At 64.2% G+C, this 25,731-nt stretch carries 38 protein-coding genes and 1 pseudogene; 36 read left to right on the forward strand and 3 right to left on the reverse strand.

The window, feature by feature from the left end; all coding sequences use genetic code 11:
- Positions 1–151, forward strand: a pseudogene (gene tuf / locus AB4Z48_RS22215) (elongation factor Tu); the annotation flags it as partial.
- Positions 152–246: 95 nt separating this feature from the next.
- Positions 247–555, forward strand: coding sequence for a 30S ribosomal protein S10 (gene rpsJ / locus AB4Z48_RS22220; protein ID WP_006160488.1), 309 nt, complete (start codon positions 247–249; stop codon positions 553–555).
- 107 nt (positions 556–662) lie between these two features.
- Here rpsJ and AB4Z48_RS22225 read toward each other — a convergent pair whose 3' ends face one another.
- Positions 663–1,676 carry an AraC family transcriptional regulator gene (locus AB4Z48_RS22225; RefSeq protein ID WP_441617930.1) on the reverse strand — a complete coding sequence of 338 codons (1,014 nt, stop codon included), beginning with the start codon at positions 1,674–1,676 and terminating at the stop codon, positions 663–665.
- Positions 1,677–1,931: 255 nt separating this feature from the next.
- Here AB4Z48_RS22225 and AB4Z48_RS22230 point away from each other — a divergent pair, with 255 nt between their 5' ends.
- From AB4Z48_RS22230 to dsbD, 34 genes are all read left to right on the forward strand, one after another.
- Positions 1,932–3,167 (forward strand): dienelactone hydrolase family protein, encoded by a 1,236-nt coding sequence (locus AB4Z48_RS22230; RefSeq protein WP_441617932.1) that lies wholly within the window; start codon positions 1,932–1,934, stop codon positions 3,165–3,167.
- A 103-nt stretch (positions 3,168–3,270) separates the two neighbouring features.
- On the forward strand, positions 3,271–4,059 hold the full coding sequence (locus AB4Z48_RS22235; protein WP_441617934.1) for an SDR family oxidoreductase: 789 nt from the start codon (positions 3,271–3,273) through the stop codon (positions 4,057–4,059).
- A gap of 95 nt (positions 4,060–4,154) precedes the next feature.
- Positions 4,155–5,396: a styrene monooxygenase/indole monooxygenase family protein gene (locus AB4Z48_RS22240; RefSeq protein WP_441617936.1), complete on the forward strand. Its 1,242-nt coding sequence runs from the start codon at positions 4,155–4,157 to the stop codon at positions 5,394–5,396.
- Position 5,397: 1 nt separating this feature from the next.
- Positions 5,398–5,889, forward strand: coding sequence for a flavin reductase family protein (locus AB4Z48_RS22245; protein ID WP_441617938.1), 492 nt, complete (start codon positions 5,398–5,400; stop codon positions 5,887–5,889).
- A 365-nt stretch (positions 5,890–6,254) separates the two neighbouring features.
- Positions 6,255–6,905: a 50S ribosomal protein L3 gene (gene rplC / locus AB4Z48_RS22250; RefSeq protein ID WP_441617940.1), complete on the forward strand. Its 651-nt coding sequence runs from the start codon at positions 6,255–6,257 to the stop codon at positions 6,903–6,905.
- Positions 6,906–6,916: 11 nt separating this feature from the next.
- On the forward strand, positions 6,917–7,537 hold the full coding sequence (rplD, locus tag AB4Z48_RS22255) for a 50S ribosomal protein L4 (protein WP_441617942.1): 621 nt from the start codon (positions 6,917–6,919) through the stop codon (positions 7,535–7,537).
- Positions 7,534–7,848 carry a 50S ribosomal protein L23 gene (gene rplW, locus AB4Z48_RS22260; RefSeq protein WP_006160473.1) on the forward strand — a complete coding sequence of 105 codons (315 nt, stop codon included), beginning with the start codon at positions 7,534–7,536 and terminating at the stop codon, positions 7,846–7,848. The genes rplD and rplW overlap by 4 nt, the downstream gene beginning before the upstream one ends.
- Before the next feature lie 2 nt (positions 7,849–7,850).
- Positions 7,851–8,681, forward strand: coding sequence for a 50S ribosomal protein L2 (gene rplB, locus AB4Z48_RS22265; RefSeq protein WP_441617944.1), 831 nt, complete (start codon positions 7,851–7,853; stop codon positions 8,679–8,681).
- Positions 8,682–8,702: 21 nt separating this feature from the next.
- Positions 8,703–8,978, forward strand: a complete 276-nt coding sequence (gene rpsS, locus AB4Z48_RS22270; protein WP_420994480.1) for a 30S ribosomal protein S19 — start codon at positions 8,703–8,705, stop codon at positions 8,976–8,978.
- A gap of 9 nt (positions 8,979–8,987) precedes the next feature.
- Positions 8,988–9,317 (forward strand): 50S ribosomal protein L22, encoded by a 330-nt coding sequence (gene rplV / locus AB4Z48_RS22275; protein WP_020203852.1) that lies wholly within the window; start codon positions 8,988–8,990, stop codon positions 9,315–9,317.
- Positions 9,318–9,326: 9 nt separating this feature from the next.
- The gene (gene rpsC / locus AB4Z48_RS22280) at positions 9,327–10,130 is read left to right on the forward strand and encodes a 30S ribosomal protein S3 (protein WP_441617947.1); all 804 of its coding nucleotides are present in this window, start codon (positions 9,327–9,329) and stop codon (positions 10,128–10,130) included.
- Positions 10,131–10,132: 2 nt separating this feature from the next.
- Positions 10,133–10,549: a 50S ribosomal protein L16 gene (gene rplP / locus AB4Z48_RS22285; RefSeq protein ID WP_006160465.1), complete on the forward strand. Its 417-nt coding sequence runs from the start codon at positions 10,133–10,135 to the stop codon at positions 10,547–10,549.
- Between the two features lie 11 nt (positions 10,550–10,560).
- Positions 10,561–10,755, forward strand: coding sequence for a 50S ribosomal protein L29 (rpmC, locus tag AB4Z48_RS22290; protein ID WP_020203850.1), 195 nt, complete (start codon positions 10,561–10,563; stop codon positions 10,753–10,755).
- Positions 10,752–11,030 carry a 30S ribosomal protein S17 gene (rpsQ, locus tag AB4Z48_RS22295; RefSeq protein WP_020203849.1) on the forward strand — a complete coding sequence of 93 codons (279 nt, stop codon included), beginning with the start codon at positions 10,752–10,754 and terminating at the stop codon, positions 11,028–11,030. Before rpmC ends, rpsQ begins: the two co-directional genes overlap by 4 nt.
- Before the next feature lie 276 nt (positions 11,031–11,306).
- A complete protein-coding gene (gene rplN, locus AB4Z48_RS22300; RefSeq protein WP_017225233.1) occupies positions 11,307–11,675 on the forward strand; it encodes a 50S ribosomal protein L14 in 369 nt (122 codons plus the stop codon).
- Between the two features lie 9 nt (positions 11,676–11,684).
- Positions 11,685–11,993, forward strand: a complete 309-nt coding sequence (rplX, locus tag AB4Z48_RS22305; RefSeq protein ID WP_441617949.1) for a 50S ribosomal protein L24 — start codon at positions 11,685–11,687, stop codon at positions 11,991–11,993.
- 25 nt (positions 11,994–12,018) lie between these two features.
- On the forward strand, positions 12,019–12,561 hold the full coding sequence (gene rplE, locus AB4Z48_RS22310; RefSeq protein ID WP_441617951.1) for a 50S ribosomal protein L5: 543 nt from the start codon (positions 12,019–12,021) through the stop codon (positions 12,559–12,561).
- Between the two features lie 9 nt (positions 12,562–12,570).
- Positions 12,571–12,876, forward strand: a complete 306-nt coding sequence (gene rpsN / locus AB4Z48_RS22315; protein ID WP_035807814.1) for a 30S ribosomal protein S14 — start codon at positions 12,571–12,573, stop codon at positions 12,874–12,876.
- 27 nt (positions 12,877–12,903) lie between these two features.
- A complete protein-coding gene (gene rpsH / locus AB4Z48_RS22320; protein ID WP_017225229.1) occupies positions 12,904–13,299 on the forward strand; it encodes a 30S ribosomal protein S8 in 396 nt (131 codons plus the stop codon).
- A gap of 9 nt (positions 13,300–13,308) precedes the next feature.
- Positions 13,309–13,842, forward strand: a complete 534-nt coding sequence (gene rplF / locus AB4Z48_RS22325; RefSeq protein ID WP_441617954.1) for a 50S ribosomal protein L6 — start codon at positions 13,309–13,311, stop codon at positions 13,840–13,842.
- An 11-nt stretch (positions 13,843–13,853) separates the two neighbouring features.
- Positions 13,854–14,210: a 50S ribosomal protein L18 gene (gene rplR / locus AB4Z48_RS22330; RefSeq protein ID WP_441617956.1), complete on the forward strand. Its 357-nt coding sequence runs from the start codon at positions 13,854–13,856 to the stop codon at positions 14,208–14,210.
- Positions 14,211–14,231: 21 nt separating this feature from the next.
- Positions 14,232–14,750, forward strand: coding sequence for a 30S ribosomal protein S5 (gene rpsE, locus AB4Z48_RS22335; RefSeq protein ID WP_006160449.1), 519 nt, complete (start codon positions 14,232–14,234; stop codon positions 14,748–14,750).
- A 13-nt stretch (positions 14,751–14,763) separates the two neighbouring features.
- On the forward strand, positions 14,764–14,946 hold the full coding sequence (gene rpmD / locus AB4Z48_RS22340) for a 50S ribosomal protein L30 (protein WP_006160440.1): 183 nt from the start codon (positions 14,764–14,766) through the stop codon (positions 14,944–14,946).
- Between the two features lie 20 nt (positions 14,947–14,966).
- Positions 14,967–15,401, forward strand: coding sequence for a 50S ribosomal protein L15 (gene rplO, locus AB4Z48_RS22345; RefSeq protein ID WP_441617958.1), 435 nt, complete (start codon positions 14,967–14,969; stop codon positions 15,399–15,401).
- Positions 15,402–15,449: 48 nt separating this feature from the next.
- Entirely contained in the window at positions 15,450–16,793 is a 1,344-nt protein-coding gene (gene secY, locus AB4Z48_RS22350; RefSeq protein WP_020203843.1) for a preprotein translocase subunit SecY, read from the forward strand.
- A gap of 23 nt (positions 16,794–16,816) precedes the next feature.
- The gene (infA, locus tag AB4Z48_RS22355; RefSeq protein ID WP_010812378.1) at positions 16,817–17,035 is read left to right on the forward strand and encodes a translation initiation factor IF-1; all 219 of its coding nucleotides are present in this window, start codon (positions 16,817–16,819) and stop codon (positions 17,033–17,035) included.
- A gap of 31 nt (positions 17,036–17,066) precedes the next feature.
- The gene (gene rpmJ, locus AB4Z48_RS22360; RefSeq protein WP_006160433.1) at positions 17,067–17,183 is read left to right on the forward strand and encodes a 50S ribosomal protein L36; all 117 of its coding nucleotides are present in this window, start codon (positions 17,067–17,069) and stop codon (positions 17,181–17,183) included.
- A gap of 19 nt (positions 17,184–17,202) precedes the next feature.
- The gene (gene rpsM, locus AB4Z48_RS22365) at positions 17,203–17,568 is read left to right on the forward strand and encodes a 30S ribosomal protein S13 (RefSeq protein WP_020203842.1); all 366 of its coding nucleotides are present in this window, start codon (positions 17,203–17,205) and stop codon (positions 17,566–17,568) included.
- A 24-nt stretch (positions 17,569–17,592) separates the two neighbouring features.
- Positions 17,593–17,994, forward strand: coding sequence for a 30S ribosomal protein S11 (rpsK, locus tag AB4Z48_RS22370; protein WP_017225223.1), 402 nt, complete (start codon positions 17,593–17,595; stop codon positions 17,992–17,994).
- 298 nt (positions 17,995–18,292) lie between these two features.
- On the forward strand, positions 18,293–18,916 hold the full coding sequence (rpsD, locus tag AB4Z48_RS22375) for a 30S ribosomal protein S4 (RefSeq protein ID WP_441617961.1): 624 nt from the start codon (positions 18,293–18,295) through the stop codon (positions 18,914–18,916).
- 181 nt (positions 18,917–19,097) lie between these two features.
- Positions 19,098–20,078 carry a DNA-directed RNA polymerase subunit alpha gene (locus AB4Z48_RS22380; protein ID WP_441617963.1) on the forward strand — a complete coding sequence of 327 codons (981 nt, stop codon included), beginning with the start codon at positions 19,098–19,100 and terminating at the stop codon, positions 20,076–20,078.
- Between the two features lie 162 nt (positions 20,079–20,240).
- On the forward strand, positions 20,241–20,636 hold the full coding sequence (rplQ, locus tag AB4Z48_RS22385) for a 50S ribosomal protein L17 (protein ID WP_130393142.1): 396 nt from the start codon (positions 20,241–20,243) through the stop codon (positions 20,634–20,636).
- A gap of 158 nt (positions 20,637–20,794) precedes the next feature.
- A complete protein-coding gene (gene cutA / locus AB4Z48_RS22390) occupies positions 20,795–21,145 on the forward strand; it encodes a divalent-cation tolerance protein CutA (protein ID WP_441617965.1) in 351 nt (116 codons plus the stop codon).
- A 165-nt stretch (positions 21,146–21,310) separates the two neighbouring features.
- Positions 21,311–23,179, forward strand: a complete 1,869-nt coding sequence (gene dsbD, locus AB4Z48_RS22395; RefSeq protein WP_441618164.1) for a protein-disulfide reductase DsbD — start codon at positions 21,311–21,313, stop codon at positions 23,177–23,179.
- A gap of 24 nt (positions 23,180–23,203) precedes the next feature.
- Here the strand turns inward: dsbD and AB4Z48_RS22400 are convergent, their stop codons facing one another.
- Positions 23,204–24,499 carry a magnesium transporter CorA family protein gene (locus AB4Z48_RS22400; RefSeq protein WP_441617967.1) on the reverse strand — a complete coding sequence of 432 codons (1,296 nt, stop codon included), beginning with the start codon at positions 24,497–24,499 and terminating at the stop codon, positions 23,204–23,206.
- A gap of 10 nt (positions 24,500–24,509) precedes the next feature.
- Positions 24,510–25,502, reverse strand: coding sequence for a porphobilinogen synthase (hemB, locus tag AB4Z48_RS22405; RefSeq protein WP_441617969.1), 993 nt, complete (start codon positions 25,500–25,502; stop codon positions 24,510–24,512).
- Between the last annotated feature and the right edge of the window lie 229 nt (positions 25,503–25,731).

A 25,731-nucleotide genomic window follows, 5' to 3' on the forward strand; every position in this document is an offset into this window, starting at 1 on the left:
ACAAGACAAGGAAATGGTCATGCCCGGCGACAACGTGTCGATCACCGTCAAGCTGATCGCCCCGATCGCCATGGAAGAAGGCCTGCGTTTCGCCATCCGTGAAGGCGGTCGTACCGTCGGCGCCGGCGTCGTGGCAAAGATCCTCGACTGATAAAAAACTTCCTGGAACTGGCTGGCGGTACAATACCGCTGGCCTTTTCCCATGTTCCAGGGCGCTCGCGCCCATCGCTCTTTTAAGGAAATATCATGCAGAACCAGAAGATCCGTATCCGCCTGAAGGCTTTCGACTATCGCCTGATCGACCAGTCGGCAGCCGAAATCGTGGATACCGCCAAGCGTACTGGCGCGATCGTCAAGGGCCCGGTGCCCCTGCCGACCCGCATCCAGCGCTTCGACATCCTGCGTTCGCCGCACGTCAACAAGACCAGCCGCGATCAGTTCGAGATCCGCACTCACCAGCGCCTGATGGACATCGTCGATCCTACCGACAAGACCGTTGACGCACTGATGAAGCTCGACCTGCCGGCAGGCGTCGACGTCGAAATCAAGGTGTAAAGTCATTCCGCGCAAGGCCGCTCCGGCGGCCTCGGGCAACAGAGACGGCGAACTTCGGTTCGCCGTTTTTGCTTTTGGGCTCCTGTGCCGTGCGCGGCTGCGCACCCTTACGGCGGTCCGCGCCGCCGCAAGGTCCGGCCCGGCGGTTCGCCGAAGCTTTTGCGGTACTCCACGCTGAACCGCCCCAGGTGGCTGAAGCCCCAGCGCAGCGCCGCCGCCGTCACCGAGTCGACGGTCTTGTCGTTGAGCAAATCGTGCCGGACGCGCTCGAGCCGCACCGCGCGCAGATAGGCCATGGGGCTGATGCCTCGATGCTCGCGGAAGCCCGCGTACAGGCCCCGCAGGCTGACGCCGGCCACCTCGGCCAGCACCGCCGGCGTCAGCGGCGCATGGGCATGCGCATGGATGTATTCCTCCACCAGCCTGACATGGCGCGGCGCCAGCGGCTTGCCCCGTGCCTGCAGCGCATCGCTGAGATTGTTCGGCTGCACCGTCAGCAGCGTTCCGATCACGAGCTGCTCGAGCTGGCAGGCGGTCAGCGGATGCCGCGCCGCGTCCGGCGCCAGCGCGAGCAGCTCCGCCAGGTAGTGCATCAGCTGGTACCAGGATGCCTGGCGGCGCCAGGCCATGCCAAGTTCGAAGCGCAGCGCCTGCTGCGGGCGATGGCCAAGGTGGGCCGCGCAGACCCGCTCCAGCGCGCCGCGCTCCACGCGCACGATCAGCTGGTCGCTATCGGCGCTCCAGCGCATCTGTAGCGGATCGGCGGGCGTCAGCACCGAGGCGGTGTCCTGGTCGGAAACGATGTGCTGGCGTCCGCAGCGGATCTCGGCATGCCCGGCGACAGGCATCTGCACCAGCAGGAAATCCTCGAGCGGGCCCGGCTCGATCCGGACCTCGGCCCCGTAGGACAACCGGTTGAACGATACCGCGCCGAGTGGCGCGTGATGCATGCGCGCGGCCAGCAGGGTGCCGGCAATGGTGAGCTTGTGGGGTTTGAAGACCGCGCCGACCGCCGCACGGGTGCGCGCGTGGTCGGTCGAGGCGAAGACCAGCCGGCTTGGGTCTGACAGCAGGGCGCCTGCCAGCGGCTCGGCGGCCGTGGCAGCGGGGGGCTGCGGCATTGTCTCGCTCCTCGGCGTCAGTGCGCGCCGTTGCTGGGGGTGGCTCCACGGTCCCGCGCGGGCGGGTTCCTTCGCACCACTATAGTGGATCGCCGCGCCCCGGTTTCGCGCGTCCCTTGCCCGGGCCGGCATTTTCCTGCACTAATCGGATAGCCGCTGCATCCGGCGGCTAGCTTGCTGCAGTGCGGATATCCCATCATGGAATCCAGCACGGCAGCCCCAACCCCCCGACAAGACAAGAAAGGAACGCAGCTCATGGGCCAGACCATCCAGATCCAAGCCGCCGACGGCAGCGGTGCGTTCAACGCCTACCTGGCCACACCCGCGGCGGGCAAGGGCCCCGGCATCGTGCTGTGCCAGGAAATCTTCGGCGTCAACGCCACCATGCGAGCGGTGGCGGACTACTACGCCGAGGAGGGCTACACGGTGCTGGTCCCGGATCTGTTCTGGCGCCTCGCACCCGGCATCGAGCTGGACGAGCGCGGCGAAGATTTCCAGCGCGCGCTCGGCCTCTACCAGCGGTTCGACGAAGACCTTGGCGTGCAGGACGTCGGCGCCACGCTTGCCGCGCTGCGCGCGCGCCCCGAATGCGCGGGGCATGCCGGCGTGCTCGGCTTCTGCCTGGGCGGCAAGCTGGCCTACCTGGCCGCCTGCCGGCTCGACGAGGTGGCTTGCGCGGTAGCGTACTACGGGGTCGGCATCGAACGCGCGCTGGATGAGGCCCGCCATATCAAGGGCCGCCTGGTGCTGCATGTCGCCCAGCGCGACGGCTTCTGCCCACCCGAGGCACAGGCGCAGATCCGCGCCGCGCTGGGCGGCCGCGACGGCATCGAGCTTTATGTCTACCCCGACGTCGACCACGCCTTCGCGCGCGCCGGCGGCGAGCACTATGACCGCCCCTCTGCGCTGATGGCGCACCAGCGCTCGATCGGCGCGCTGCGCGCCGAGATGGGCCCGTACTACGACTTCTCGGCGTTGTGGGACAAGCATTGCGAATACGAATTCGCCACCCGCGATGTCGACGCAACCATGGCGACGATGGTGGCCCAGCCCTACGTCAACCATATCCCGACCATGACCGGCGGCGTGGGCCACAGCCAGCTCAAGCGCTTCTACAAGAACCATTTCGTCCACAGCAATCCGCCCGACACCACGCTGATCCCGCTCTCACGCACGGTAGGTGCCAGCCAGATCGTCGACGAGATGCTGTTCTGCTTCACCCATACCTGCGAGATCGACTGGATGCTTCCGGGCGTGCCGCCGACCGGCAAGCGGGTGGAAGTCCCGCTCATCGCCATCGTCAAGTTCCGCGGCGACAAGCTTTATCACGAGCACATCTACTGGGACCAGGCCAGCGTGCTGGTGCAGATCGGCAAGCTCGATCCCGCGGGCCTGCCCGTGGCCGGCGTGGAAACGGCGCGCAAGCTGCTCGATGAAACGCTGCCGTCGAACACGCTGATGGCGCGCTGGCAGGAGAGCGAAGGCAAGTAGCCGCCGCCTTCGAAGGGATCCTGATCTCGTCGCGACGTATTCATATTTCAAAAAGGGCGCGCCCGCCTTGTGCGGCGACGCCCCATCATCGGGAGACAACGTCATGAAAGGACTGCAGGACAAGGTCGCCATCGTCAGCGGCGGCGCCACCCTGATCGGCGCGGGCGTGGCCAGGGCCTTCGCCCAGGCCGGCACGCGGGTAGCCATACTCGACATCGACGCCGCCGGCGGCGAGCGCATCGCCGCAGAACTCGGCGAACGGGCGCTGTTCGTGCGCACCGACATCACCGACGACGTCCAGGTCGGTGCCGCGGTGGCGCAGGTGAAGCAGCATTTCGGCGGCATCGATTACCTGGTCAACCTGGCTTGTACCTATCTCGACGACGGCTTCAGGTCAGGCCGCCGCGACTGGCTTGCCGCGCTCGACGTCAACGTCGTATCCGGCGTGATGCTGGCGCAGGCCGTGCACGGCGTCATGCGCGAGCGCGGCGGCGGCGCCATCGTCAACTTCACCAGCATCTCGGCCAATGTGGCGCAGACCGGGCGCTGGCTCTATCCCGCCTCCAAGGCGGCGATCCGGCAACTCACGCGCAGCATGGCCATGGACCTCGCGCCCGACGGCATTCGCGTCAACGCCGTCTCGCCCGGCTGGACCTGGTGCCGGCTGATGGACGAGGTCAGCGGCGGCAACCGCGAGCGCACCGATCGCGTGGCGGCCGACTTCCACCTGCTCGGCCGCGCCGGCGAGCCCGACGAAGTGGCCCAGGTCGTGCTGTTCCTCTGCTCCGACCACGCCAGCTTCGTCACCGGCGCCGACTATGCCGTGGATGGCGGCTACGCGGCGATGGGGCCGGAGCAGAACGTCCCCGCGATTCCACGGCTCGCAGGCTGACGCCACGCAGCCCGAGGGCGGCCGGCACGAGCCGGCGCCGGACCGCCAATCCAGACCGTCATTCCAAGCGCGCTATCCGCATCGAGGAGATTGCCATGAGCCAACGCATTGCCATCGTGGGCGCCGGCCAGTCCGGCCTGCAGATGGCCCTCGGCCTGCAGGCCCGGGGTTACCAGGTGACATTGATGACCAACCGCACGCCGGACCAGGTCCGCGCGGGCAAAGTCATGTCCAGCCAGTGCATGTTCGACCGCGCCCTGCAGTGCGAGCGCGAACTCGGGCTCGGCTGGTGGGACGATACGTGCCCGCCCGTCGAAGGCATCGGCCTGGCGGTGCCGCACCCCGAGCAGCCCGGTGCGAAGCTGATCGACTGGGCCGCCCGCCTCGAGCGTCCGGCACTGGCAGTGGACCAGCGTCTCAAGATGCCCGCCTGGATGGAGGCCTTCGCGCAGCGCGGCGGCGACCTGCGTATCGCCGACGCCGGCGTGGCCGAGCTGGAGGCGCTGGCAGGCGAGCACGACCTGGTGCTGCTCGCCGCCGGCAAGGGTGAGATCGTGAGCCGCTTCGAGCGCGATCCCGCCCGCAGTCCCTTCACCGCGCCCCAGCGCGCGCTGGCGCTGACCTATGTGAACGGCATGCGGCCCAGCAGCCCGTACTCGCGCGTCGCCTTCAACCTGATCCCGGGCATCGGCGAGTACTTCGTCTTCCCCGCGCTGACGCTCAGCGGGCCCTGCGAGATCATGGTGTTCGAAGGCGTGCCGGGCGGCCCGATGGATCGCTGGGCCGAAGCCCGCACCCCGGAGCAGCACCTCGCCGAAAGCCTGCGCATCCTGCGCACGTGGCTGCCGTGGGAGGCGCAACGCTGCGAGGCGGTGACGCTGACCGACGAGCAGGGCATCCTGGCCGGCCGCTTCACGCCGACCGTGCGCCATCCTGTCATGACGCTGCCATCCGGCAAGCTGGTCTTCGGCATGGCCGACGCGGTGGTAGTCAACGATCCCATCACCGGGCAGGGCTCGAACAACGCCGCCAAGTGCTGCAAGGTCTACCTCGACGCCATCGTCACGCACGGCGAGCGCGCCTTCGATGCTGGCTGGATGGAGCAGACCTTCGCGCGGTACTGGCAGTACGCCGGCGACGTGGTGAACTGGACCAACTCCCTGCTCACGCCGCCGCCGCCGCATATCCTGTCGCTGCTCGGCGCCGCCGGGCAGGCGCCGGCACTGGCCGCGCGCATCGCCAACGGCTTCGACAATCCGCCGGACTTCTTCCCCTGGTGGGCGGATCCCACAGCCTGCCAGCAACTGATCGACCGGCATCTGCCAAGGGCGGCGTGAGATGGCGGTCGCCCAAGCGATGCACGACCCCCGGGCCCTGCGGCGCGCCTGCGGGCGCTATGCGACGGGCGTGGCGGTCATCGGCGCGCGCGGCGCTGGCGGCCGCCCGATCGGCCTTACCATCAACTCCTTCGCCTCGCTGTCGCTGGCGCCGCCGCTGATCCTCTGGAGCCTGGCCCTGCATTCGCCGAATGTCGCGCACTTCGCCGCTGGCGCCAGTTTCGGCGTCAGCATCCTGCGCGCAGGGCAGGGGGGACTGGCGCGCCGCTTCGCGACGCCGGCCGAGGACAAGTTCGCGGGCATCGCGCACCGGTGCTGCGAGCGCGGGGTGCCGTACCTGGAAGAAGCGCTGGCCACGCTTGCCTGCCGCGTCGAGCGCGCCGATCCGGTGGGGGATCACCTGCTGATCGTGGGCGCGGTCGAAGGGTTTGAGGTGGGGGAGGGGGACCCACTGGTGTTCTATGGCGGCGAGTTCGTCAGGGTCGGGCCGTAAGACCCTTGGGGAATCGCCGGCGGCGATGGGAGGCCCGGACCGGGGCCATCCGCGGCGCGAACCCCGCAACGCGGAGCCGGTGAGGAGCGAAAGCAGCACAATCGCGCCGCGATCCGACGGCAAAAGAGCGGGAAAACGCCATAAAGCAACACGCAGCCCCGCGCACCGTCACTACCTCCCACTCAAACTCTTGCTCTTTCCAAACCAGTCGGATATAGTGTAAGGCTACCCGTTTGTCTATGGGTAATCGGGCTGGCCATTTTGGCCATGCGCAGTCTTCTTTAGCGCAAGCCCTTGTACTGCAAACACACAGTTTTCGTGTATCAATCAGCCCCGGCCAATCGCAGCTGGGAATGGAGCAAACCATGAGCCTTGGCCTTGTAGGTCGCAAGGTTGGCATGACCCGTATTTTCACGGACGACGGTGATTCGATTCCCGTTACCGTGGTCGAGGTCGGCGACAACCGCGTGACGCAAATCAAGACGGACGAGACCGACGGTTATACCGCGGTTCAAGTCACTTTCGGCGCACGCCGCGCTAGCCGCGTCACCAAGCCGCTGGCGGGTCACCTCGCCAAAGCCGGTGTCGAAGCTGGCGAAATCATCCGCGAATTCCGTATCGATGCCGCTAAGGCTGGCGAACTGCAAACTGGCGGTTCGCTGTCGGTCGACCTGTTCGAAGTCGGTCAGAAGATCGACGTCCAGGGCGTGACCATCGGTAAGGGCTACGCCGGTACCATCAAGCGCCACCATTTCGCATCCGGTCGTGCCACCCACGGTAACTCGCGTTCGCACAACGTGCCGGGTTCCATCGGTATGGCGCAGGATCCGGGCCGTGTGTTCCCCGGCAAGCGCATGACGGGCCACCTGGGTGACGTCACCCGCACCGTCCAGAACCTGGAAATCGCCAAGATCGACGCAGAGCGCAAGCTGCTGCTGGTCAAGGGCGCGATCCCCGGTTCCAAGGGCGGCAAGGTCATCGTGACCCCGGCCGTCAAGGCCAAAGCCAAAGCTTAAGGAGCGAATCAATGGAACTCAAGCTCCTTCAGGACAATGGCCAAGTCGGCGCAGGCGTTGACGCCTCGCCCGAAGTCTTCGGCCGTGACTACAACGAAGCCCTCGTTCACCAGATCGTCGTCGCTTACCAGGCCAACGCTCGCAGCGGTAACCGTAAGCAGAAGGATCGTGAAGAGGTCAAGCACACGACCAAGAAGCCGTGGCGTCAGAAGGGTACGGGCCGTGCTCGTGCCGGTATGTCTTCCTCGCCGCTGTGGCGCGGGGGCGGCCGCATCTTCCCGAATTCGCCGGAAGAGAACTTCACGCAGAAGGTCAACAAGAAGATGTTCCGTGCCGGCATGCGCTCGATTTACTCGCAGCTCGCACGTGAAGGTCGTATCAACGTGGTGGAAGGTTTCACCGTCGATGCGCCCAAGACCAAGCTCTTGGCCGACAAGTTCAAGGCCATGGGCCTGGACTCGGTGCTGATCATCACCGACAGCCTCGACGAAAACCTCTACCTGGCTTCGCGCAACCTGCCGCACGTGGCAGTTGTCGAGCCGCGCCAGGCTGACCCGCTGTCGCTCGTGCACTACAAGAAGGTGCTGGTGACCAAGGCAGCCGTCGCGCAGATCGAGGAGTTGCTGAAATGACGCAAGTAGCCAAGAACGATCATCGTTTGATGCAGGTGCTGCTCGCCCCGGTGGTTTCCGAAAAGGCAACCCTGGTCGCCGACAAGAACGAACAAGTCGTGTTCGAAGTCGCTCGCGATGCCAACAAGGCAGACGTGAAGGCGGCGGTCGAACTGCTGTTCAAGGTCGAGGTGCAGTCCGTTCAGATCCTGAACCAAAAGGGCAAGCAAAAGCGCTTTGGCCGCTTCATGGGGCGTCGCAACCACGTGAAGAAGGCTTACGTTTCGCTCAAGCCGGGTCAGGAAATCAATTTTGAAGCGGAGGCCAAGTAATCATGGCACTCGTCAAGACCAAGCCGACGTCCCCGGGCCGTCGCTCCATGGTGAAGGTTGTTAACCCCAACCTGCACAAGGGCGCGCCCCATGCTCCGCTGCTGGAAAAGCAATTCCAGAAGTCGGGCCGTAACAACAACGGTCACATCACCACCCGCCACAAGGGCGGTGGTCATAAGCACCACTACCGCGTGGTCGACTTCAAGCGCAACGACAAGGACGGCATCGCCGCCAAGGTCGAGCGCCTGGAATACGATCCGAACCGCAGCGCCAATATCGCGCTGGTGCTGTTCGCCGACGGCGAACGCCGCTACATCATCGCCACGAAGGGCATGGTAGCTGGCCAGCCGCTGATGAACGGCTCGGAAGCGCCGATCAAGGCTGGTAACAACCTGCCCATCCGCAACATCCCGGTCGGTACCACGATCAACAACGTGGAAATGCTGCCTGGCAAGGGTGCCCAGATCGCCCGCGCCGCCGGCGGTTCCGCCGTGCTGCTGGCTCGTGAAGGCATCTACGCTCAAGTGCGTCTGCGCTCGGGTGAAGTGCGTCGCGTGCACATCGAATGCCGTGCCACCATTGGCGAAGTCGGCAACGAAGAGCACAGCCTGCGCGTCATCGGCAAGGCCGGCGCAACCCGTTGGCGCGGTATCCGCCCGACGGTGCGTGGCGTTGTGATGAACCCGGTGGACCACCCGCACGGTGGTGGTGAAGGCAAGACCGCTGCTGGTCGTGACCCGGTTTCGCCGTGGGGTACCCCGGCCAAGGGTTACCGTACCCGCAGCAACAAGCGCACTGCCAGCATGATCGTGCAGCGCCGCCATAAGCGTTAATCGGTAGGTAGGAGCCTAGACATGACACGTTCCGCAAAAAAGGGTCCGTTCTGTGACGCCCACCTGCTGAAAAAGGTGGAAGCGGCCACGGGCGGCAAGGACAAGAAGCCCATCAAGACTTGGTCGCGTCGCTCGACCATTCTGCCGGAATTCATCGGCCTGACGATCGCCGTCCACAACGGCCGTCAACACGTGCCGGTGTACGTTTCGGAAAACATGGTCGGCCACAAGCTCGGCGAATTTGCGCTCACGCGTACGTTCAAGGGCCACGCGGCTGACAAGAAAGCGAAGAGGTAAGGTGCCATCATGGAAGTGAAAGCGATTCATCGCGGTGCCCGCATCTCCGCCCAGAAAACTCGCCTGGTCGCCGACCAGATCCGCGGTCTGCCGATCGAGCGCGCGCTCAACGTCCTGACGTTCAGCCCGAAAAAGGCTGCAGGGATCGTGAAGAAGGTGGTCGAATCGGCCATCGCCAACGCCGAGCACAACGAAGGCGCCGACATCGACGAACTGAAGGTCAAGACCATCTTCGTCGACAAGGCAACCTCGCTCAAGCGTTTCACGGCACGAGCAAAGGGCCGCGGCAACCGCATCGAGAAACAAACTTGTCACATCACTGTGACGCTCGGCAACTAAGGAGTCACGATGGGACAGAAGATTCATCCGACTGGCTTCCGTCTGGCCGTCAGCCGTAACTGGGCTTCGCGTTGGTACGCCAACAACACGAAGTTCGCCGGCATGCTGAAGGAAGACATCGAAGTTCGCGAGTTTCTGAAGAAGAAGCTCAAGAACGCTTCGGTTGGCCGCGTCGTCATCGAGCGCCCCGCCCGCAATGCACGCCTGACCATTTATAGCTCGCGTCCGGGCGTGGTCATCGGCAAGAAGGGCGAGGACATCGAACTGCTCAAGGCTGAGCTGCAACGCCGCATGGGTGTGCCCGTGCACGTGAACATCGAGGAAATCCGCAAGCCGGAAACCGATGCGCAGCTGATCGCCGACTCGATCACCCAGCAGCTCGAGCGCCGCATCATGTTCCGCCGCGCCATGAAGCGCGCGATGCAGAACGCGATGCGCCTCGGTGCCCAGGGCATCAAGATCATGAGCGCCGGTCGTCTGAACGGCATCGAAATCGCACGTACCGAATGGTATCGCGAAGGCCGTGTGCCCCTGCACACCCTGCGCGCCGACATCGACTACGGCTTCTCCGAAGCAGAAACCACCTACGGCATCATCGGTGTCAAGGTGTGGGTCTACAAGGGTGATCACCTCGGCCGCAACGACGCGCCGGTGGTGGAAGAGCCGCAAGACGAACGTCGCCGTCGCCCGGGTCGTCCCGAAGGCCGCCGCCGTGAAGGCGAAGGCCGTCCGGGCGGCAACCGCCGCGGTGGTGCTGGTGCCGGTGCCGGTCGCCGCGCTGGGCCTGGCGCAGATGCGAAGAGTGGAGAATAACGATGCTGCAACCTAAGCGCAGAAAATACCGCAAGGAGCAGAAGGGCCGCAACACGGGTAAGGCTACCCGTGGCAACGCCGTGTCTTTCGGTGAATTCGGCCTGAAGGCAATGGGCCGTGGCCGTCTGACGGCTCGCCAGATCGAGTCGGCACGTCGTGCGATGACCCGTCACATCAAGCGTGGCGGCCGCATCTGGATCCGGATTTTCCCGGACAAGCCGATCTCGAAGAAGCCCGCCGAAGTCCGTATGGGTAACGGTAAGGGCAATCCGGAATACTACGTGGCAGAAATCCAGCCGGGCAAGATGCTGTACGAAATGGATGGCGTGACGGAAGAGCTGGCACGTGAGGCGTTCCGCCTCGCAGCTGCCAAGCTGCCGATCGCCACCAATTTCGTGGTGCGCCAGGTCGGGACGTAAGGAGAGCAGGGATGAAAGCATCCGAACTTCGCGGCAAAGATGCCGCAGGGCTGAACCAGGAGCTCTCCGAGCTGCTGAAGGCCCAATTTAGCCTGCGCATGCAAAAGGCCACCCAACAGCTGCAGAACACCAGCCAGCTGAAGAAGGTGCGCAAGGACATCGCGCGGGTGCAAACCGTGCTGAACGAGAAGGCGACCACGAAATGACTGAAACTGCACAAACGGAATCGTCGCTTCGCCGCACTCTGGTCGGCCGTGTAGTTAGCGACAAGATGGACAAGACCGTCACGGTCCTGATCGAAAACCGCGTCAAGCATCCCCTGTACGGCAAGTACGTGCTGCGTTCCAAGAAGTACCACGCACACGACGAAGCCAACCAGTACAAGGAAGGCGACAAGGTCGAGATCCAGGAATCGCGTCCGCTCTCGCGGACCAAGTCCTGGGTGGTTTCCCGTCTGGTCGAAGCTGCGCGCGTCATCTAAAAACCACAAGGTTTGCGGTTGACTTGCGAGTCCAGGGTTATGTGCTATAATCCTGGACTTCCGCTTTGTTGCATTCGCCTTAGCTGTATCACCCCGGCGAATTGACTGAGCGAACCTAGGCCGAGCGGCTCCTGATTAACCATGTTCAGGCCGCCTGGTAACTACCGACTTCAAAGTTGATCAACCCAAACGGTTGCTGGCGCAAAGCCGGAGACCGACGGGACCAAGACTGACCGGCGGGCGTTGCCCGGTGGATTAAGTTGGGAAGATAACACCATGATTCAGACAGAAAGCCGGCTCGAAGTGGCCGATAACACTGGTGCGCGCGAAGTACTGTGCATCAAAGTGCTGGGTGGGTCCAAGCGCCGCTATGCGAGCGTGGGCGACATCATCAAGGTGACCGTCAAGGACGCAGCGCCGCGCGGTCGCGTGAAGAAGGGCGATATTTACAATGCCGTCGTCGTGCGTACCGCCAAGGGCGTGCGTCGCGCTGATGGTTCGCTCGTCAAGTTCGACAGCAATGCCGCTGTCCTGCTGAACACCAAGCTCGAGCCGATCGGCACCCGTATCTTCGGGCCGGTGACTCGTGAACTCCGTACCGAGCGCTTCATGAAGATCGTGTCGCTCGCGCCGGAAGTGCTGTAAGGAGCCGCCATGAACAAGATTCGCAAAGGCGACGAAGTCATCGTCCTGACCGGCAAAGACAAGGGCAAGCGCGGTACCGTGCAAGCCATGCTCGGCGACAAGGTCGTGGTTGACGGCGTGAACGTTGCCAAGAAGCACGCACGTCCGAACCCGATGCTGGGCACCACTGGTGGTGTGGTCGACAAGGTCATGCCGCTGCATATTTCCAACGTTGCGCTCGTGGATGCCAATGGCAAGCCGTCGCGCGTCGGCATCAAGGTGGAAGACGGCAAGCGCGTGCGCGTGCTGAAGACCACCGGCGCCGTCGTGGCAGCTTGATTCTGGGCAAGGATAGGAGTTGAGCATGACAGCACGTCTGCAAGAGTTTTACAAAGAACAGGTCGTACCGAAGCTGATCGAACAGTTCGGTTTCAAGTCGGTCATGGAAGTGCCGCGCATCACCAAGATCACCCTGAACATGGGCCTTGGCGAAGCCATCAATGACAAGAAGGTCATTGAGCTGGCCGTGGGCGACCTGACCAAGATCGCCGGTCAGAAGCCGGTGGTGACCAAGGCCAAGAAGGCAATCGCCGGCTTCAAGATCCGCCAGGGTTATCCCATCGGCGCGATGGTGACGCTGCGTGGCGAGCGCATGTTCGAATTCCTGGATCGTTTCGTCACCGTGGCACTGCCCCGCGTGCGTGACTTCCGTGGTGTGTCGGGCCGCTCGTTCGATGGTCGTGGCAACTACAACATCGGTGTGAAAGAGCAGATCATTTTCCCCGAAATTGAGTACGACAAGATCGACGCACTGCGTGGTCTGAACATCAGCATCACGACGACGGCGAAGAATGACGAGGAAGCCAAGGCACTCCTCGGCGCATTCAAGTTCCCGTTCCGCAATTAAGGGGTTACCGTGGCTAAATTGGCTCTGATTGAACGTGAGAAGAAGCGCGCCAAGCTCGTGGCAAAGTATGCCGACAAGCGCGCAACCCTCAAGGCCATTATTGACGATCAGGAAAAGTCGGAAGAAGAGCGTTATGGCGCACGTCTGGAGCTGCAACAGCTCCCGCGCAACGCGAACCCGACCCGTCAGCGCAATCGCTGCGCGATCACCGGTCGTCCCCGCGGTACCTTCCGCAAGTTTGGCCTGGCGCGTAACAAGATCCGTGAAATCGCCTTCCGTGGCGAAATCCCGGGTCTGACGAAAGCCAGCTGGTAATTACGCACAGGCTACAGGAGAAACAGTATGAGCATGAGCGATCCTATCGCCGATATGCTGACGCGCATCCGCAACGCCCAAGGCGTGCAGAAAGCGTCGGTTGTCATGCCGTCGTCGAAGCTGAAAGTGGCAATCGCCAAGGTCCTGAAGGACGAAGGCTATATCGACGACTACGCCGTGAAGGAAGAAGGCGGCAAGGCACAACTGAGCATCGGTCTGAAGTACTACGCCGGCCGTCCGGTCATCGAGCGCATTGAGCGCGTCTCGAAGCCCGGTCTGCGCGTGTACAAGGGCCGCAGCGACATTCCCCAAGTGATGAACGGCCTGGGCGTCGCGATCATCTCGACCCCGCAGGGTCTGATGACCGACCGCAAGGCACGTGCCACTGGCGTGGGCGGCGAAGTTCTTTGCTACGTCGCGTAAGGAGTAACCATGTCCCGTGTAGGTAAGGCTCCCATCGCGCTGCCCAAAGGCGCAGAAGTCAATGTGGCGGCTGGCGTGCTCTCCGTGAAGGGCCCGCTCGGCACGCTGACGCAGCCGATTCACAGCCTGGTGCAGGTCAAGGTCGAAAACGACACGCTGACCTTCGCCCCGGCCGACGAATCGCGCGAAGCAAACGCACTGCAGGGCACCATGCGCGCCCTGGTGGCCAATATGGTCAAGGGTGTGACCACCGGTTTCGAGCGCAAGCTGAACCTGGTCGGCGTGGGCTACCGTGCCCAGCTGCAAGGTGCTGCGCTGAAGCTCCAGCTTGGTTTCTCGCACGACGTGATCCATGCGATGCCGGAAGGCGTGACGGCGACAACGCCCACGCAGACCGAGATCATCATCAAGGGTGCGGACAAGCAGAAAGTCGGTCAGGTTGCCGCGGAAGTTCGCGCGTACCGTCCGCCTGAGCCCTACAAGGGCAAGGGCGTTCGCTACTCGGACGAGCGCGTCATCCTGAAGGAAACCAAGAAGAAGTAAGGGGTGCAATCATGAACAAGAAAGACGCTCGTTTGCGCCGTGCACGTCAGACCCGCGCCAAGATCGCGGAGATGAAGATCAATCGTCTGACCGTGTTCCGTACGAATTCGCATATTTACGCCCAGGTCTACTCGCCGTGCGGCACGCAAGTGCTGGCTTCGGCTTCGACCGTCGAGGCAGAAGTGCGCAAGGAACTGACTGGCAGCGGTGCTACCGCCGCCGCCGCGACCCTGATTGGCAAGCGCATCGCCGAAAAGGCGAAGGCTGCCGGCGTGGAAACCGTTGCGTTCGATCGCGGCGGCTTCCGCTTCCATGGTCGCGTGAAGGCTCTGGCTGACGCTGCGCGTGAAGCCGGTCTCAAGTTCTAAGCGCACATAGAGAGATACGTCATGGCAAAAATGCAAGCAAAAGTCCAGCAGGACGAACGCGACGACGGCCTCCGCGAGAAGATGATCTCGGTCAACCGCGTCACCAAGGTGGTGAAGGGTGGCCGGATTCTCGGTTTCGCTGCGCTGACTGTGGTTGGTGACGGCGATGGCCGCATCGGCATGGGCAAGGGCAAGGCCAAGGAAGTGCCGGTGGCAGTTCAGAAGGCAATGGACGAAGCCCGTCGCAAGATGGTCAAGGTCTCGCTGAAGAACGGCACGCTGCAACACGAAGTCGTGGGCAAGCACGGCGCCGCCAAGGTGCTGATGATGCCGGCCAAGGAAGGTACCGGCGTGATCGCCGGCGGCCCGATGCGCGCGATCTTCGAAGTGATGGGCGTCACCAACGTGGTGACCAAGTCGCACGGCTCGACCAATCCGTACAACATGGTTCGCGCCACGCTGGACGGTCTTCAGAAGATGAGCACGCCCGGCGAGATCGCCGCGAAGCGCGGCAAGTCGGTTGAAGACATCCTCGGTTAAGGAGTCGGACGAAATGTCGCAACAAACCGTAAAAGTGCAACTCGTGCGCAGCCTGATCGGCACGCGTGAGGATCATCGCGCCACCGTCCGTGGCCTGGGCCTGCGCCGCATCAACTCGGTGTCGGAGCTGCAGGACACGCCCGCCGTGCGCGGCATGATCAACAAGGTGTCGTACCTGGTCAAGGTTCTGGCCTGATACAGGACACGGAGAGCAAGATGCAACTGAACAACCTGAAACCGGCCGCCGGTTCGAAGCACGCCAAGCGTCGCGTCGGCCGCGGTATCGGCTCCGGCCTGGGCAAGACTGCCGGTCGTGGTCACAAGGGTCAGAAGTCGCGTTCGGGCGGCTTCCACAAGGTCGGCTTCGAAGGCGGTCAAATGCCGCTGTATCGTCGTCTGCCGAAGCGTGGCTTCACCTCGCTGACGAAGGAATTCACCGCCGAGGTGAGCCTGCGCGACATCGAGCGTCTGGAAGCTGCCGAAGTGGATCTGCTGGTTCTGAAGCAGGCTGGCCTGGTGGGCGATCTGATCAAGAGCGCCAAGGTCATCAAGGCCGGTGAGCTGACCCGCAAGGTGACGATCAAGGGTCTGGGTGCCACCGCTGGCGCCAAGGCTGCGATCGAAGCCGCCGGCGGTCAGATCGCGGCGTAATTTAGCAGCTGATTTCGCAGCATAGGCGAGTCACAGTCGGAGCATCGTTTGGCCACGGCGAAACCCAATGCAAGCACGCAAGCCAAGAACACGGCGAAGTACGGCGACCTCAAGCGCCGGCTGATGTTCCTGGTGCTGGCCCTGATCGTGTACCGCATCGGAGCGCATATTCCGGTGCCGGGGATCGATCCGGAACAGCTTGCGAAGCTTTTCCAGAGTCAGTCGGGTGGCATCCTCGGGATGTTCAACCTGTTCTCGGGCGGTGCGCTGTCGCGCTTTACCGTCTTCGCGCTCGGCATCATGCCGTACATCTCGGCGTCGATCATCATGCAATTGCTGACGATCGTGCTGCCGCAGCTGGAGTCGCTGAAGAAGGAAGGGCAGGCGGGTCAACGCAAGATCACGCAGTACACGCGCTACGGCACGGTGGTCCTGGCCACCTTCCAGGCGCTGTCGATCGCGGTCGCGCTGGAGTCTCAGCCCGGCCTGGTGATCGACCCGGGTCTGATGTTCCGGGCTACGGCGGTGATCACGCTGGTGACCGGCACGATGTTCCTGATGTGGCTGGGTGAGCAGATCACCGAGCGGGGTCTGGGCAACGGCATTTCGATCATCATTTTCGGCGGTATCGCGGCGGGCTTGCCCAACGCGATCGGCGGTCTCTTCGAACTGGTTCGCACTGGTTCCATGAGCATCATCGCGTCGATCCTGATTGTCGCGATCATCGCCGGCGTGACGTTCGCCGTGGTGTTCGTCGAACGTGGCCAGCGCAAGATCCTGGTGAACTATGCCAAGCGTCAGGTCGGCAACAAGGTGTACGGCGGTCAGTCGTCGCACCTGCCGCTGAAGCTGAACATGGCAGGGGTGATTCCGCCGATCTTCGCATCGTCGATCATCCTGTTCCCGGCGACCATCGCGGGCTGGTTCACGTCTGACTCGACGGGCGCTGCAGGCCGGTTCATCAAGGACCTGGCGGCAACGCTGTCGCCGGGCCAGCCGGTCTACATCCTGCTGTACGCTGCTGCGATTGTATTTTTCTGCTTCTTCTATACGGCTCTGGTGTACAACAGCCGTGAAGTGGCGGATAACCTGAAGAAAAGCGGTGCCTTCATTCCGGGCATTCGTCCGGGCGAGCAGACGACGCGCTACATCGACAAGATCCTTGTGCGTCTGACGCTGGCTGGTGCGATCTACATCACACTGGTCTGCCTGTTGCCGGAATTCCTGGTACTGCGCTGGAACGTTCCGTTCTATTTTGGCGGAACCTCGCTGCTGATCATCGTGGTCGTCACGATGGACTTCATGGCCCAGGTCCAGTCCTATGTCATGTCGCAGCAATATGAGTCCCTGCTGAAGAAAGCGAATTTCAAGGGTAATTTGACCTTGCGCTAAAGCCGGGTCGGTACGGGCTAGGTATGGCAAAAGACGACGTCATCCAGATGCAGGGGGAGGTCCTGGAAAACCTTCCCAATGCGACGTTCCGAGTCAAACTGGAGAATGGCCACGTAGTGCTGGGCCACATCTCCGGAAAGATGAGAATGAACTACATCCGGATTCTTCCGGGTGACAAGGTGACGGTTGAGCTGACTCCATATGATCTGTCACGCGCGCGTATCGTCTTTCGGACGAAGTGAAGCGAACAGGAATTGAAGGAAGAGGAAAATCATGAAAGTGCTGGCTTCTGTTAAGCGCATTTGCCGCAACTGCAAAGTTATCAAGCGCAACGGTGTCGTGCGCGTGATCTGCTCGTCGGATCCCCGCCACAAGCAACGCCAAGGCTAATCGTAAAGAGGATTGACGAATGGCACGTATCGCAGGGGTTAACATCCCGAACCACAAGCATACCGAGATCGGCCTGACGGCTATTTACGGTATCGGCCGCTCGCGCGCCCGCAAGATTTGCGAGGCCACCGGCGTTCCGTTTGACAAGAAGGTCAAGGACCTGACCGACGCCGACCTGGAAAAGCTTCGTGACGAAGTCGGCAAGGCCACGGTCGAGGGTGACCTGCGTCGTGAAACCACGATGAACATCAAGCGTCTGATGGACCTTGGTTGCTATCGTGGCGTCCGTCACCGCAGGGGTCTCCCGATGCGCGGTCAGCGCACCCGCACCAACGCCCGTACCCGCAAGGGTCCGCGTAAGGCCGGCGTGGCTCTGAAGAAGTAAAGCCGAAGGCAGAGGAAGAAACTAATGGCAAAAGGTCCGAATAACGCCGCCCAGCGCGCGCGTAAGAAGGTCAAGAAGAACGTTGCCGACGGCATTGCGCACGTCCACGCTTCGTTCAACAACACCATCATCACGATCACCGACCGTCAGGGCAATGCCCTGGCGTGGGCGACCTCGGGTGGCCAGGGCTTCAAGGGTTCGCGCAAGTCGACCCCGTTTGCAGCCCAGGTCGCAGCAGAGAACGCCGGCCGCGTGGCGCAAGACCAGGGCATCAAGAACCTGGACGTGCGCATCAAGGGCCCCGGCCCTGGCCGTGAATCGGCTGTCCGTGCGCTGAACGCGCTGGGCATCAAGATCTCGGTGATCGAAGACGTGACGCCGGTGCCGCACAACGGCTGCCGTCCGCCGAAGCGCCGCCGCATCTAAGCGACGCTGTCATACCCGGGTGGCCGGCGGGGTTTCTTGCCGGTGGCCCGGTGTGGTATCATCGCACGTTGACCTGCTGCATCAGCTTTGCGGCAGGTTTTCGTTTTGCGCCTTTGCGTTTGTCGGGTCGAAGTCTTGGTCCGCCGCCTGGCGCAGTAGCCAGTCATGCTTTTGCGTGCCCCTCCGGGAGCGCGCTGGATAAGCCCACCGTCTGCCACTCAGGCGCCCCCAAGGGGCGGAGAAGGCGGACTCGCGGCGCGTACACAAGGCGCCGCGATCGATCAGGAAGGAAGATAAAGTGGCACGTTATATCGGCCCGAAGGCCAAACTCTCCCGCCGTGAAGGCACCGACCTGTTCCTGAAGAGCGCACGTCGCTCGCTCGCCGACAAGTGCAAGCTGGACAGCAAGCCGGGCCAGCATGGCCGTACCTCGGGTACGCGCACCTCCGACTACGGCAACCAGCTGCGTGAAAAGCAGAAGGTCAAGCGTATCTATGGCGTGCTCGAGCGCCAGTTCCGCCGTTACTTCGCCGAAGCCGACCGCCGCAAGGGCAACACCGGCGAAAAGCTGCTGCAACTGCTGGAATCGCGCCTGGACAACGTCGTCTATCGCATGGGCTTCGGCTCGACCCGCGCCGAAGCGCGCCAGCTCGTGTCGCACAAGGCGATCCTGCTGAACGGTCAGGCCCTGAACGTGCCGTCGGCACAGGTCAAGGCTGGCGACGTCATCACCATCCGCGAGCAGTCGAAGAAGCAAGTCCGTATCGCCGAAGCGCTGTCGCTGGCCGAGCAATCTGGTTTCCCGCAATGGGTCGCCGTTGACGCGAAGAAATTCGAAGGCACGTATAAACAAGTGCCGGATCGCGCCGATATCTCCGGTGACATCAACGAAAGCCTGATCGTCGAATTGTATTCGCGTTAATCGCACGAATCTGTCCGACACCATCGAACGGTCAGGGGCTTGCGTTTCTCGTCAAGCTTCACATTCAGCCCGACGCGCTGCCGCGCGCCGGGCTTATTGCCCATCGTACGATGGGATTTTCAGGTTCCATACGTCAGCCTTATCGGTGTAACGAGCCGAGGGTATTGAAAAGGACAACCTAATGCAAACAGCACTCCTCAAGCCTAAAATCATCGCCGTAGAGCCGCTGGGCGACCATCACGCGAAGGTCGTGATGGAGCCGTTCGAGCGTGGCTACGGCCATACGCTCGGTAACGCCCTGCGTCGCGTGCTGCTGTCGTCGATGGTCGGCTATGCCCCGACCGAAGTCACGATCGCTGGGGTGGTCCACGAGTATTCCACCATCGATGGCGTGCAGGAAGACGTAGTCAACCTGCTGCTCAATCTGAAGGGTGTGGTCTTCAAGCTGCACAACCGTGATGAAGTCACGGTGTCGCTGCGCAAGGAAGGCGAAGGCGTTGTGACGGCTGCCGATATCGAGCTGCCGCACGATGTCGAGATCATCAACCCCGGCCACGTGATCGCTCACCTGTCGGCCGGCGGCAAGCTCGACATGCAGGTCAAGGTCGAACAAGGCCGTGGCTATGTGCCGGGCAACGTGCGCAAGTTCGGCGACGAAGCGGGCAAGGTCATCGGCCGCATCGTGCTGGACGCTTCGTTCTCGCCGGTGCGCCGTGTGTCGTACGCAGTGGAATCCGCTCGCGTGGAACAGCGTACCGACCTCGACAAGCTGGTGATGAACATCGAAACCGATGGCGTGATCTCGCCCGAGGAAGCGATCCGCCAGTCGGCCCGCATCCTGGTCGACCAGCTGTCCGTGTTCGCCGCGCTGGAAGGCACCGAGTCGTCGGCGGAAGCCGCTTCGAGCCGCACGCCGCAGATCGACCCGATCCTGCTGCGCCCGGTCGACGACCTGGAGCTGACGGTGCGTTCGGCCAACTGCCTGAAGGCCGAAAACATCTACTACATCGGCGACCTGATCCAGCGCACCGAGAACGAGCTGCTGAAGACCCCGAACCTGGGTCGCAAGTCGCTCAACGAAATCAAGGAAGTGCTGGCTTCGCGCGGCCTGACCCTTGGCATGAAGCTCGAGAACTGGCCGCCCGCAGGTCTGGAGAAGTAATTTCGCCGCGCGCGGCGGGGGGCAGGTCCCCGCGCCGCGCCGGTGATCCCGGCAGCCGGCATGTGCCGGCCGCTCCAATCGACTACCGGCCCGCGCCGAACCGGGGATTGACCCGGCCAAGCGATAGAAGAGCTGGTCAAACATTGCAATAAAGGAATCATCATGCGTCACCGTCATGGTTTGCGGAAACTGAACCGCACCTCGTCGCACCGTCTCGCGATGCTGCGCAACATGTCCAACTCGCTGTTCCAGCACGAGCTGATCAAGACCACCCTGCCCAAGGCCAAGGAACTGCGCAAGGTTGTCGAGCCGCTCATCACGCTGGCCAAGAAGGACACCGTTGCCAACCGCCGCCTGGCCTTCGCCCGCCTGCGCGACCGCGACATGGTCACCAAGCTGTTCAACGAACTCGGCCCGCGCTACAACGCTCGTCCGGGCGGCTACACGCGTATCCTGAAGTTCGGCTTCCGCCAGGGCGACAATGCGCCGATGGCGCTGGTCGAGCTGGTTGACCGTCCGGAAATCACCGAAGCCCCGGCAGAAGAAGCCGCGGAATAAGGTTGATGCCGTCCCGCCGCCTGCGACCATTGGTCCCCGGCGGCTGGCGCGGACACCGCTTACAATCGAGCCAGGCTAGATGCCTGGCTCTTTTGTTTTTGCGGCCCCCGGTTTGCGGGCCGCAAGCCTGGGGCCGGGTGGCGAGTGGGAGACGAGCGATGAGCGACAGCGAGACGATACTGGTGATGACGGCGTTGCCCGATGCCGAAGCCGCCGCGCGCGTGGCGCGCGCCGTGCTGGAATCGCGCCTGGCAGCCTGCGTGAACCGGCTTGCGCCGTGCGAGTCCGAATACTGGTGGCGCGGCGAGATCGAGACGGCGAAGGAGTGGCCGCTGGTGATCAAGACCACGCAGGACCGCTACGCGGCGCTGGAAGCCGCGATCCGCCTGGCCCACCCCTACGAGGTGCCGGAGATCGTGGCCGTGCCCGTGGTGGCCGGCTTCGCGCCCTACCTGGCCTGGGTCGCCGAGGAAACGGGTGCGGCCCCGGCCGGTGACGAGCGGGCATAGCAACGCCGGGCGGCCGTGATGCCGATCGCCGCGCGGCAAGACCAACGATATTTTCAAGGACGGAGCATGGGTTTCGCAGTGGAGTCGGGCGCGTTGGGCCGCCAGCCGGCAACAACGGTGGTGCGGCAAAATGCCGCAGTGCGCTTGCTGTTCTCGCTGCTGGCCATGCTGTGGCTCTGCTTCGGCGGTATCGCGCATGCGGCCTCGGAGGAAGACTTCCTGCCGCCGGAACAGGCGTTCCGCTTCGCCGCGCGCCAGGTCGACGCGCAGACCATCGAGGTCCGCTTCGACGTGGCCGACGGCTACTACCTCTACCGCGACCGTTTTGCCTTTGCCGCGCAACCGGCATCGGTCAAGCTGGGCGCGCCTGCGTTTCCGCCGGGCAAGGTCAAGTTCGACGAGACCTTCGGCAAGGAGATGGAGACCTATCACGGTGGCCTGACCATTCGCGTGCCGGTCGAAGCCGCGCCCGCCGATGGCAAGTGGTCGCTGGTGGTGACCTCGCAGGGCTGCGCCGACAAGGGCTTGTGCTATCCGCCGATGGAGAGTGTCTTCAAGGTGGGCGGTGGTGCGCTCGACGGCCTGTTTGGCAAGACTGCGAAGGCGGATTCGACTCCTGCCGGCGTACCCGCCCCTGCGGGGACGGCCAGGAGCGCTGGCAACGCCAGCGCCGCGGCCGACGCGGCTGCCGCCCCCCTGTCGGGCCCGGCCGACGAGAACGACCGCATCGCGGGCGCGCTGGCCAGCCGCAATCTCGGCCTGATCGCTGCACTGTTCTTCGGCCTCGGCGTGCTGCTGACCTTCACCCCCTGCGTGCTGCCGATGGTGCCGATCCTGTCCTCCATCGTGGTGGGCGAGCACGTCACGCGCGGCCGTGCGCTGCTGGTGTCCCTGGCCTATGTGTTCGGCATGGCGGTGGTCTACACCGGCGTCGGGGTGGCCGCCGGGGTGCTCGGCGAAGGCTTGTCCGCCGCGCTGCAGGCCCCGTGGGTGCTGGCATTGTTCGCCGCGCTGATGGTGGGCCTGTCGCTGTCCATGTTCGGCCTCTACGAACTGCAGTTGCCGCAGCGCTGGCAGACCCGGCTGACGGCATCGTCCAACCGGCGCCAGGGCGGGCAGCTGGCCGGCGCCGCCGCCATGGGCGCAATCTCCGCGCTGATCGTCGGCCCCTGCGTGACCGCGCCGCTGGCCGGCGCGCTGGCCTATATCGCGCGTACCGGCGACGCCATGACCGGTGGCGCGGCGCTGTTCGCCATGGCGCTCGGCATGGGCCTGCCGCTGGTGCTGGTGGGCGTTGGCGCGGGTAACCTGCTGCCTCGCGCCGGGCGCTGGATGGAGATGACCAAGCGCTTCTTCGGTTTTCTGCTGCTGGGCGTGGCGCTGTGGATGGTCAGCCCGGTCCTGCCAGCCTGGGTGCTGATGACGGGGTGGGCTGCCCTGCTGCTGGTGGGCGCCGTGTTCCTGAGCGCCTTCGAGGCGCTCGGCCCGGATGCGCATGGCCTGGCCCGCGTGGGCAAGGGCCTCGGCCTGCTGGCCGCGCTGGCCGGTGCGATCCTGCTGGTGGGGCTGGCCTCCGGCGGCCGCGATCCGCTGCAGCCGCTGGCCCACCTGGCGGCCCTGCGCGCCAATCCGGAAGCCGTCGTCGGCAAGGTGTCCGAGGCACGCTTCGAGCGGGTACGTTCGGTGGCCGAGCTCGATGCGCGCGTGGCGCAGGCCGCCGCCGCGGGCAAGCCGGTGCTGCTGGATTTCTATGCCGACTGGTGCGTGAGCTGCAAGGAAATGGAGCGCTTCACGTTCAGCGACGATCGTGTGCGCTCGCGCCTGTCCGGCGTGGTGATGCTGCAGGCCGATGTCACCCGCAACAATGAAGACGATCGCGCGCTGCTCAAGCGCTTCGGCCTGTTCGGTCCGCCCGGCATCATCCTGTACGGCACGGACGGGCGCGAGCGGCCGGTCCGCGTGATCGGCTACCAGCCGGCCGCGCGCTTCCTCGACAGCCTCGCGCGCGCGTTCGACGCCAAGGCCAGCATCTGAGAGTCGGGCGCGGGGAGCGGCCGCTCAGTTGTGGTCCAGCCGCCGCCCCAGCCCCCACACCGCGGCCAGCACCACCACCACCGCGCCCATCAGCCCCAGCGACCACCAGAAGCCTTCCGGCTCGCGCAGCCACGGCATGCGCTCGAAATTCATGCCGAAGATGCCAGTGATCAACGTGAGCGGCATGAACAGCGCGGTGATCAGCGTCAGCGTGCGCATGGTGCGGTTGGTACGGTGGGCTACCGCCGAGAAATGGATCTGCACGGCGGATTCGATCGAATCCTCGAGCCGGCGCGCGTGGGCTAGCACGCGCGAGATATGTTCCATCACATCGTTGATGCGCACCAGCAGTGCGTCATCGCGGCCCGCCGATGTGGCTTGCCCCTCGCTCGCGATGCTGTAGCTGTTGTCCAGCAGACTGTCGCGGAATTCCTGCAGGGCATCGTGCTGCTCCTCGCACAGGTGCTCGAGCCGGCGCAGCTCGATGCGTGCGTCGAGCAGCCCTTCCCAGCTCGAAAAGCTGCGCCGGGTGCTGAGCAGCGCGCGCTGCCAGCGGTCGAGCTGGCGCGTGAGCGGCGCGCGCAGTTCCAGGTAGCGGTCGACCATCGCGTTGAGCAGCCTGAGCATCAGGTCCTCGGGGCGGGTCGGCGGGCGGATGCCATGCACCAGCGCGGCGTGCCCGTTGGACCGTGCCTTGGACGCCGTCTGCGGCCGCGGGTCCCGGCATAGTTCGAGCAGCCGCTGGCGCACCTGGTCGAGCGTGCGCGACTGCGCCGGCCGCACCGTGAGCAGCACATTGTCGAAGACGAAGCACGTCACCGGCTGGGTGTCGATCCGCGCCAGCGCGGGCAGGAAGCCCGGCGGGTAGCGGCGCGGCTTGGCCGCGCGCGGCCGCGTGGCTGCCGGGGCGGGCGAGGCAGGTGCGGCGGGCGCGCCCGTTGCGGGCTGGTCCGGCAGCGTCTGCGGATTCGCCGCGACCGGTGCCRCCGCGCTCGCCGCGGACTCGCCGCCCGCCTCGGCGATCAGCCGGCTGGTCTCGAAGGTGAGCTTGCGGAAGATCACCATGTCGTACGCATGGGTCGTATCGAAATACGACGGATGCGCAGGATTGGTGGCGTCGATCAGGTGCAGGTCCAGCACCGGCGCGCCGGTGAGCGCCTGCACGCTGTCGCGCCAGGCCGCCGGCGCCGCGCTGACCTCCTCGATCGGCGTGTCGACCCACACGAAGCGGGCCGCTGCGTTGCCGGCGAGAAAGTCGCGCGCCTCGTCGAGCGAGGCGAGCTGGTGGACCTGGCTGGCGGAAAAACCTAGCAGCTGCATCCGGGCCGGTTCAGCGCGTGAGCAGGCGGGCGGCGTCGCGCGCGAAATAGGTCAGGATGCCGTCGGCGCCGGCGCGGCGGAAGGCCAGCAGCGATTCCATCATGACCTTGTCGTGATCCAGCCAGCCATTCTGCGCGGCGGCCTTGAGCATCGCGTACTCGCCGCTGACCTGGTAGACGTAGGTGGGGAAGCGGAACTCGTCCTTCACGCGGCGCACGATGTCCAGGTACGGCATGCCCGGCTTGACCATCACCATGTCGGCGCCTTCCATGATGTCCTGCGCCACTTCGCGCAGAGCCTCGTCGGTATTAGCCGGATCCATCTGGTAGGTCATCTTGTTGCCCTTGCCCAGGTTCGCCGCCGAGCCCACCGCGTCGCGGAAGGGGCCGTAGAACGCCGAGGCATACTTGGCCGAATAGGCCATGATGCGGGTATGGATGTGGCCGTTGTCCTCCAGCGCGGCGCGCACCGCGCCGATGCGCCCGTCCATCATGTCCGACGGCGCCACGATGTCCACGCCGGCCTGTGCCTGCGTGAGCGCCTGCCTGACCAGGATCTCGACCGTGACATCGTTGATCACATAGCCGTTGTCGTCGAGCACGCCGTCCTGGCCGTGGCTGGTGTACGGATCCAGCGCGACGTCGGTCAGCACGCCGAGTTCGGGGAAGCGGTCCTTCAGCGCGCGCACGGCGCGCGGGATCAGGCCTTCGGCGTTGGTGGCCTCGATGCCGTCCGGCGTCTTCAGCGCCGGGTCGATCACCGGGAACAGCGCGATCACCGGGATGCCCAGCTTGACGCAGTCCTCTGCCACCGGCAGCAGCAGGTCCACCGAGACGCGCTCCACGCCCGGCATGGACGCCACGCTTTCGCGCTGGTTCTGGCCGTCGAGGATGAAAACCGGGTAGATCAGGTTGTCCGGCGACAGGCGGTTTTCGCGCATCAGCCTGCGCGAGAAGTCATCGCGGCGCATGCGGCGTGGACGGTACTCGGGGAAAGTGGACATGGCTTGAGGATGAGGGATCGGAAGGAATGGCGGGAGTGGCCGCGCCGCCGGCCGCGATTGGCTGGCGAGTGCTCGAGCAGGCCGCTCCGAAAGAAAAACTAAACTTTTGATCGTGCCCGCTATCATACTCGCGGACACTCTGTGTTGCGCTTGCGTGATGCAGCGTCCCCCGCTACTCCTCCCTGAGCGGGTACCCGCCTTCAACCGGCGGGAAAGTTCGCCCCCGTTG

The organism is Cupriavidus sp. 2TAF22 (genome assembly GCF_052115045.1).
GTDB lineage: Bacteria > Pseudomonadota > Gammaproteobacteria > Burkholderiales > Burkholderiaceae > Cupriavidus.

Bases quoted from the DNA above. Each gene is read 5' to 3' on its own strand.
- rpsJ (WP_006160488.1), top strand. From the start codon at position 247: ATGCAGAACCAGAAGATCCGTATCCGCCTGAAGGCTTTCGACTATCGC.
- AB4Z48_RS22225 (WP_441617930.1), bottom strand. From the start codon at position 1,676: ATGCCGCAGCCCCCCGCTGCCACGGCCGCCGAGCCGCTGGCAGGCGCC.
- AB4Z48_RS22230 (WP_441617932.1), top strand. From the start codon at position 1,932: ATGGGCCAGACCATCCAGATCCAAGCCGCCGACGGCAGCGGTGCGTTC.
- AB4Z48_RS22235 (WP_441617934.1), top strand. From the start codon at position 3,271: ATGAAAGGACTGCAGGACAAGGTCGCCATCGTCAGCGGCGGCGCCACC.
- AB4Z48_RS22240 (WP_441617936.1), top strand. From the start codon at position 4,155: ATGAGCCAACGCATTGCCATCGTGGGCGCCGGCCAGTCCGGCCTGCAG.
- AB4Z48_RS22245 (WP_441617938.1), top strand. From the start codon at position 5,398: ATGGCGGTCGCCCAAGCGATGCACGACCCCCGGGCCCTGCGGCGCGCC.
- rplC (WP_441617940.1), top strand. From the start codon at position 6,255: ATGAGCCTTGGCCTTGTAGGTCGCAAGGTTGGCATGACCCGTATTTTC.
- rplD (WP_441617942.1), top strand. From the start codon at position 6,917: ATGGAACTCAAGCTCCTTCAGGACAATGGCCAAGTCGGCGCAGGCGTT.
- rplW (WP_006160473.1), top strand. From the start codon at position 7,534: ATGACGCAAGTAGCCAAGAACGATCATCGTTTGATGCAGGTGCTGCTC.
- rplB (WP_441617944.1), top strand. From the start codon at position 7,851: ATGGCACTCGTCAAGACCAAGCCGACGTCCCCGGGCCGTCGCTCCATG.
- rpsS (WP_420994480.1), top strand. From the start codon at position 8,703: ATGACACGTTCCGCAAAAAAGGGTCCGTTCTGTGACGCCCACCTGCTG.
- rplV (WP_020203852.1), top strand. From the start codon at position 8,988: ATGGAAGTGAAAGCGATTCATCGCGGTGCCCGCATCTCCGCCCAGAAA.
- rpsC (WP_441617947.1), top strand. From the start codon at position 9,327: ATGGGACAGAAGATTCATCCGACTGGCTTCCGTCTGGCCGTCAGCCGT.
- rplP (WP_006160465.1), top strand. From the start codon at position 10,133: ATGCTGCAACCTAAGCGCAGAAAATACCGCAAGGAGCAGAAGGGCCGC.
- rpmC (WP_020203850.1), top strand. From the start codon at position 10,561: ATGAAAGCATCCGAACTTCGCGGCAAAGATGCCGCAGGGCTGAACCAG.
- rpsQ (WP_020203849.1), top strand. From the start codon at position 10,752: ATGACTGAAACTGCACAAACGGAATCGTCGCTTCGCCGCACTCTGGTC.
- rplN (WP_017225233.1), top strand. From the start codon at position 11,307: ATGATTCAGACAGAAAGCCGGCTCGAAGTGGCCGATAACACTGGTGCG.
- rplX (WP_441617949.1), top strand. From the start codon at position 11,685: ATGAACAAGATTCGCAAAGGCGACGAAGTCATCGTCCTGACCGGCAAA.
- rplE (WP_441617951.1), top strand. From the start codon at position 12,019: ATGACAGCACGTCTGCAAGAGTTTTACAAAGAACAGGTCGTACCGAAG.
- rpsH (WP_017225229.1), top strand. From the start codon at position 12,904: ATGAGCATGAGCGATCCTATCGCCGATATGCTGACGCGCATCCGCAAC.
- rplF (WP_441617954.1), top strand. From the start codon at position 13,309: ATGTCCCGTGTAGGTAAGGCTCCCATCGCGCTGCCCAAAGGCGCAGAA.
- rplR (WP_441617956.1), top strand. From the start codon at position 13,854: ATGAACAAGAAAGACGCTCGTTTGCGCCGTGCACGTCAGACCCGCGCC.
- rpsE (WP_006160449.1), top strand. From the start codon at position 14,232: ATGGCAAAAATGCAAGCAAAAGTCCAGCAGGACGAACGCGACGACGGC.
- rpmD (WP_006160440.1), top strand. From the start codon at position 14,764: ATGTCGCAACAAACCGTAAAAGTGCAACTCGTGCGCAGCCTGATCGGC.
- rplO (WP_441617958.1), top strand. From the start codon at position 14,967: ATGCAACTGAACAACCTGAAACCGGCCGCCGGTTCGAAGCACGCCAAG.
- infA (WP_010812378.1), top strand. From the start codon at position 16,817: ATGGCAAAAGACGACGTCATCCAGATGCAGGGGGAGGTCCTGGAAAAC.
- rpmJ (WP_006160433.1), top strand. From the start codon at position 17,067: ATGAAAGTGCTGGCTTCTGTTAAGCGCATTTGCCGCAACTGCAAAGTT.
- rpsM (WP_020203842.1), top strand. From the start codon at position 17,203: ATGGCACGTATCGCAGGGGTTAACATCCCGAACCACAAGCATACCGAG.
- rpsK (WP_017225223.1), top strand. From the start codon at position 17,593: ATGGCAAAAGGTCCGAATAACGCCGCCCAGCGCGCGCGTAAGAAGGTC.
- AB4Z48_RS22380 (WP_441617963.1), top strand. From the start codon at position 19,098: ATGCAAACAGCACTCCTCAAGCCTAAAATCATCGCCGTAGAGCCGCTG.
- rplQ (WP_130393142.1), top strand. From the start codon at position 20,241: ATGCGTCACCGTCATGGTTTGCGGAAACTGAACCGCACCTCGTCGCAC.
- cutA (WP_441617965.1), top strand. From the start codon at position 20,795: ATGAGCGACAGCGAGACGATACTGGTGATGACGGCGTTGCCCGATGCC.
- dsbD (WP_441618164.1), top strand. From the start codon at position 21,311: ATGCTGTGGCTCTGCTTCGGCGGTATCGCGCATGCGGCCTCGGAGGAA.
- hemB (WP_441617969.1), bottom strand. From the start codon at position 25,502: ATGTCCACTTTCCCCGAGTACCGTCCACGCCGCATGCGCCGCGATGAC.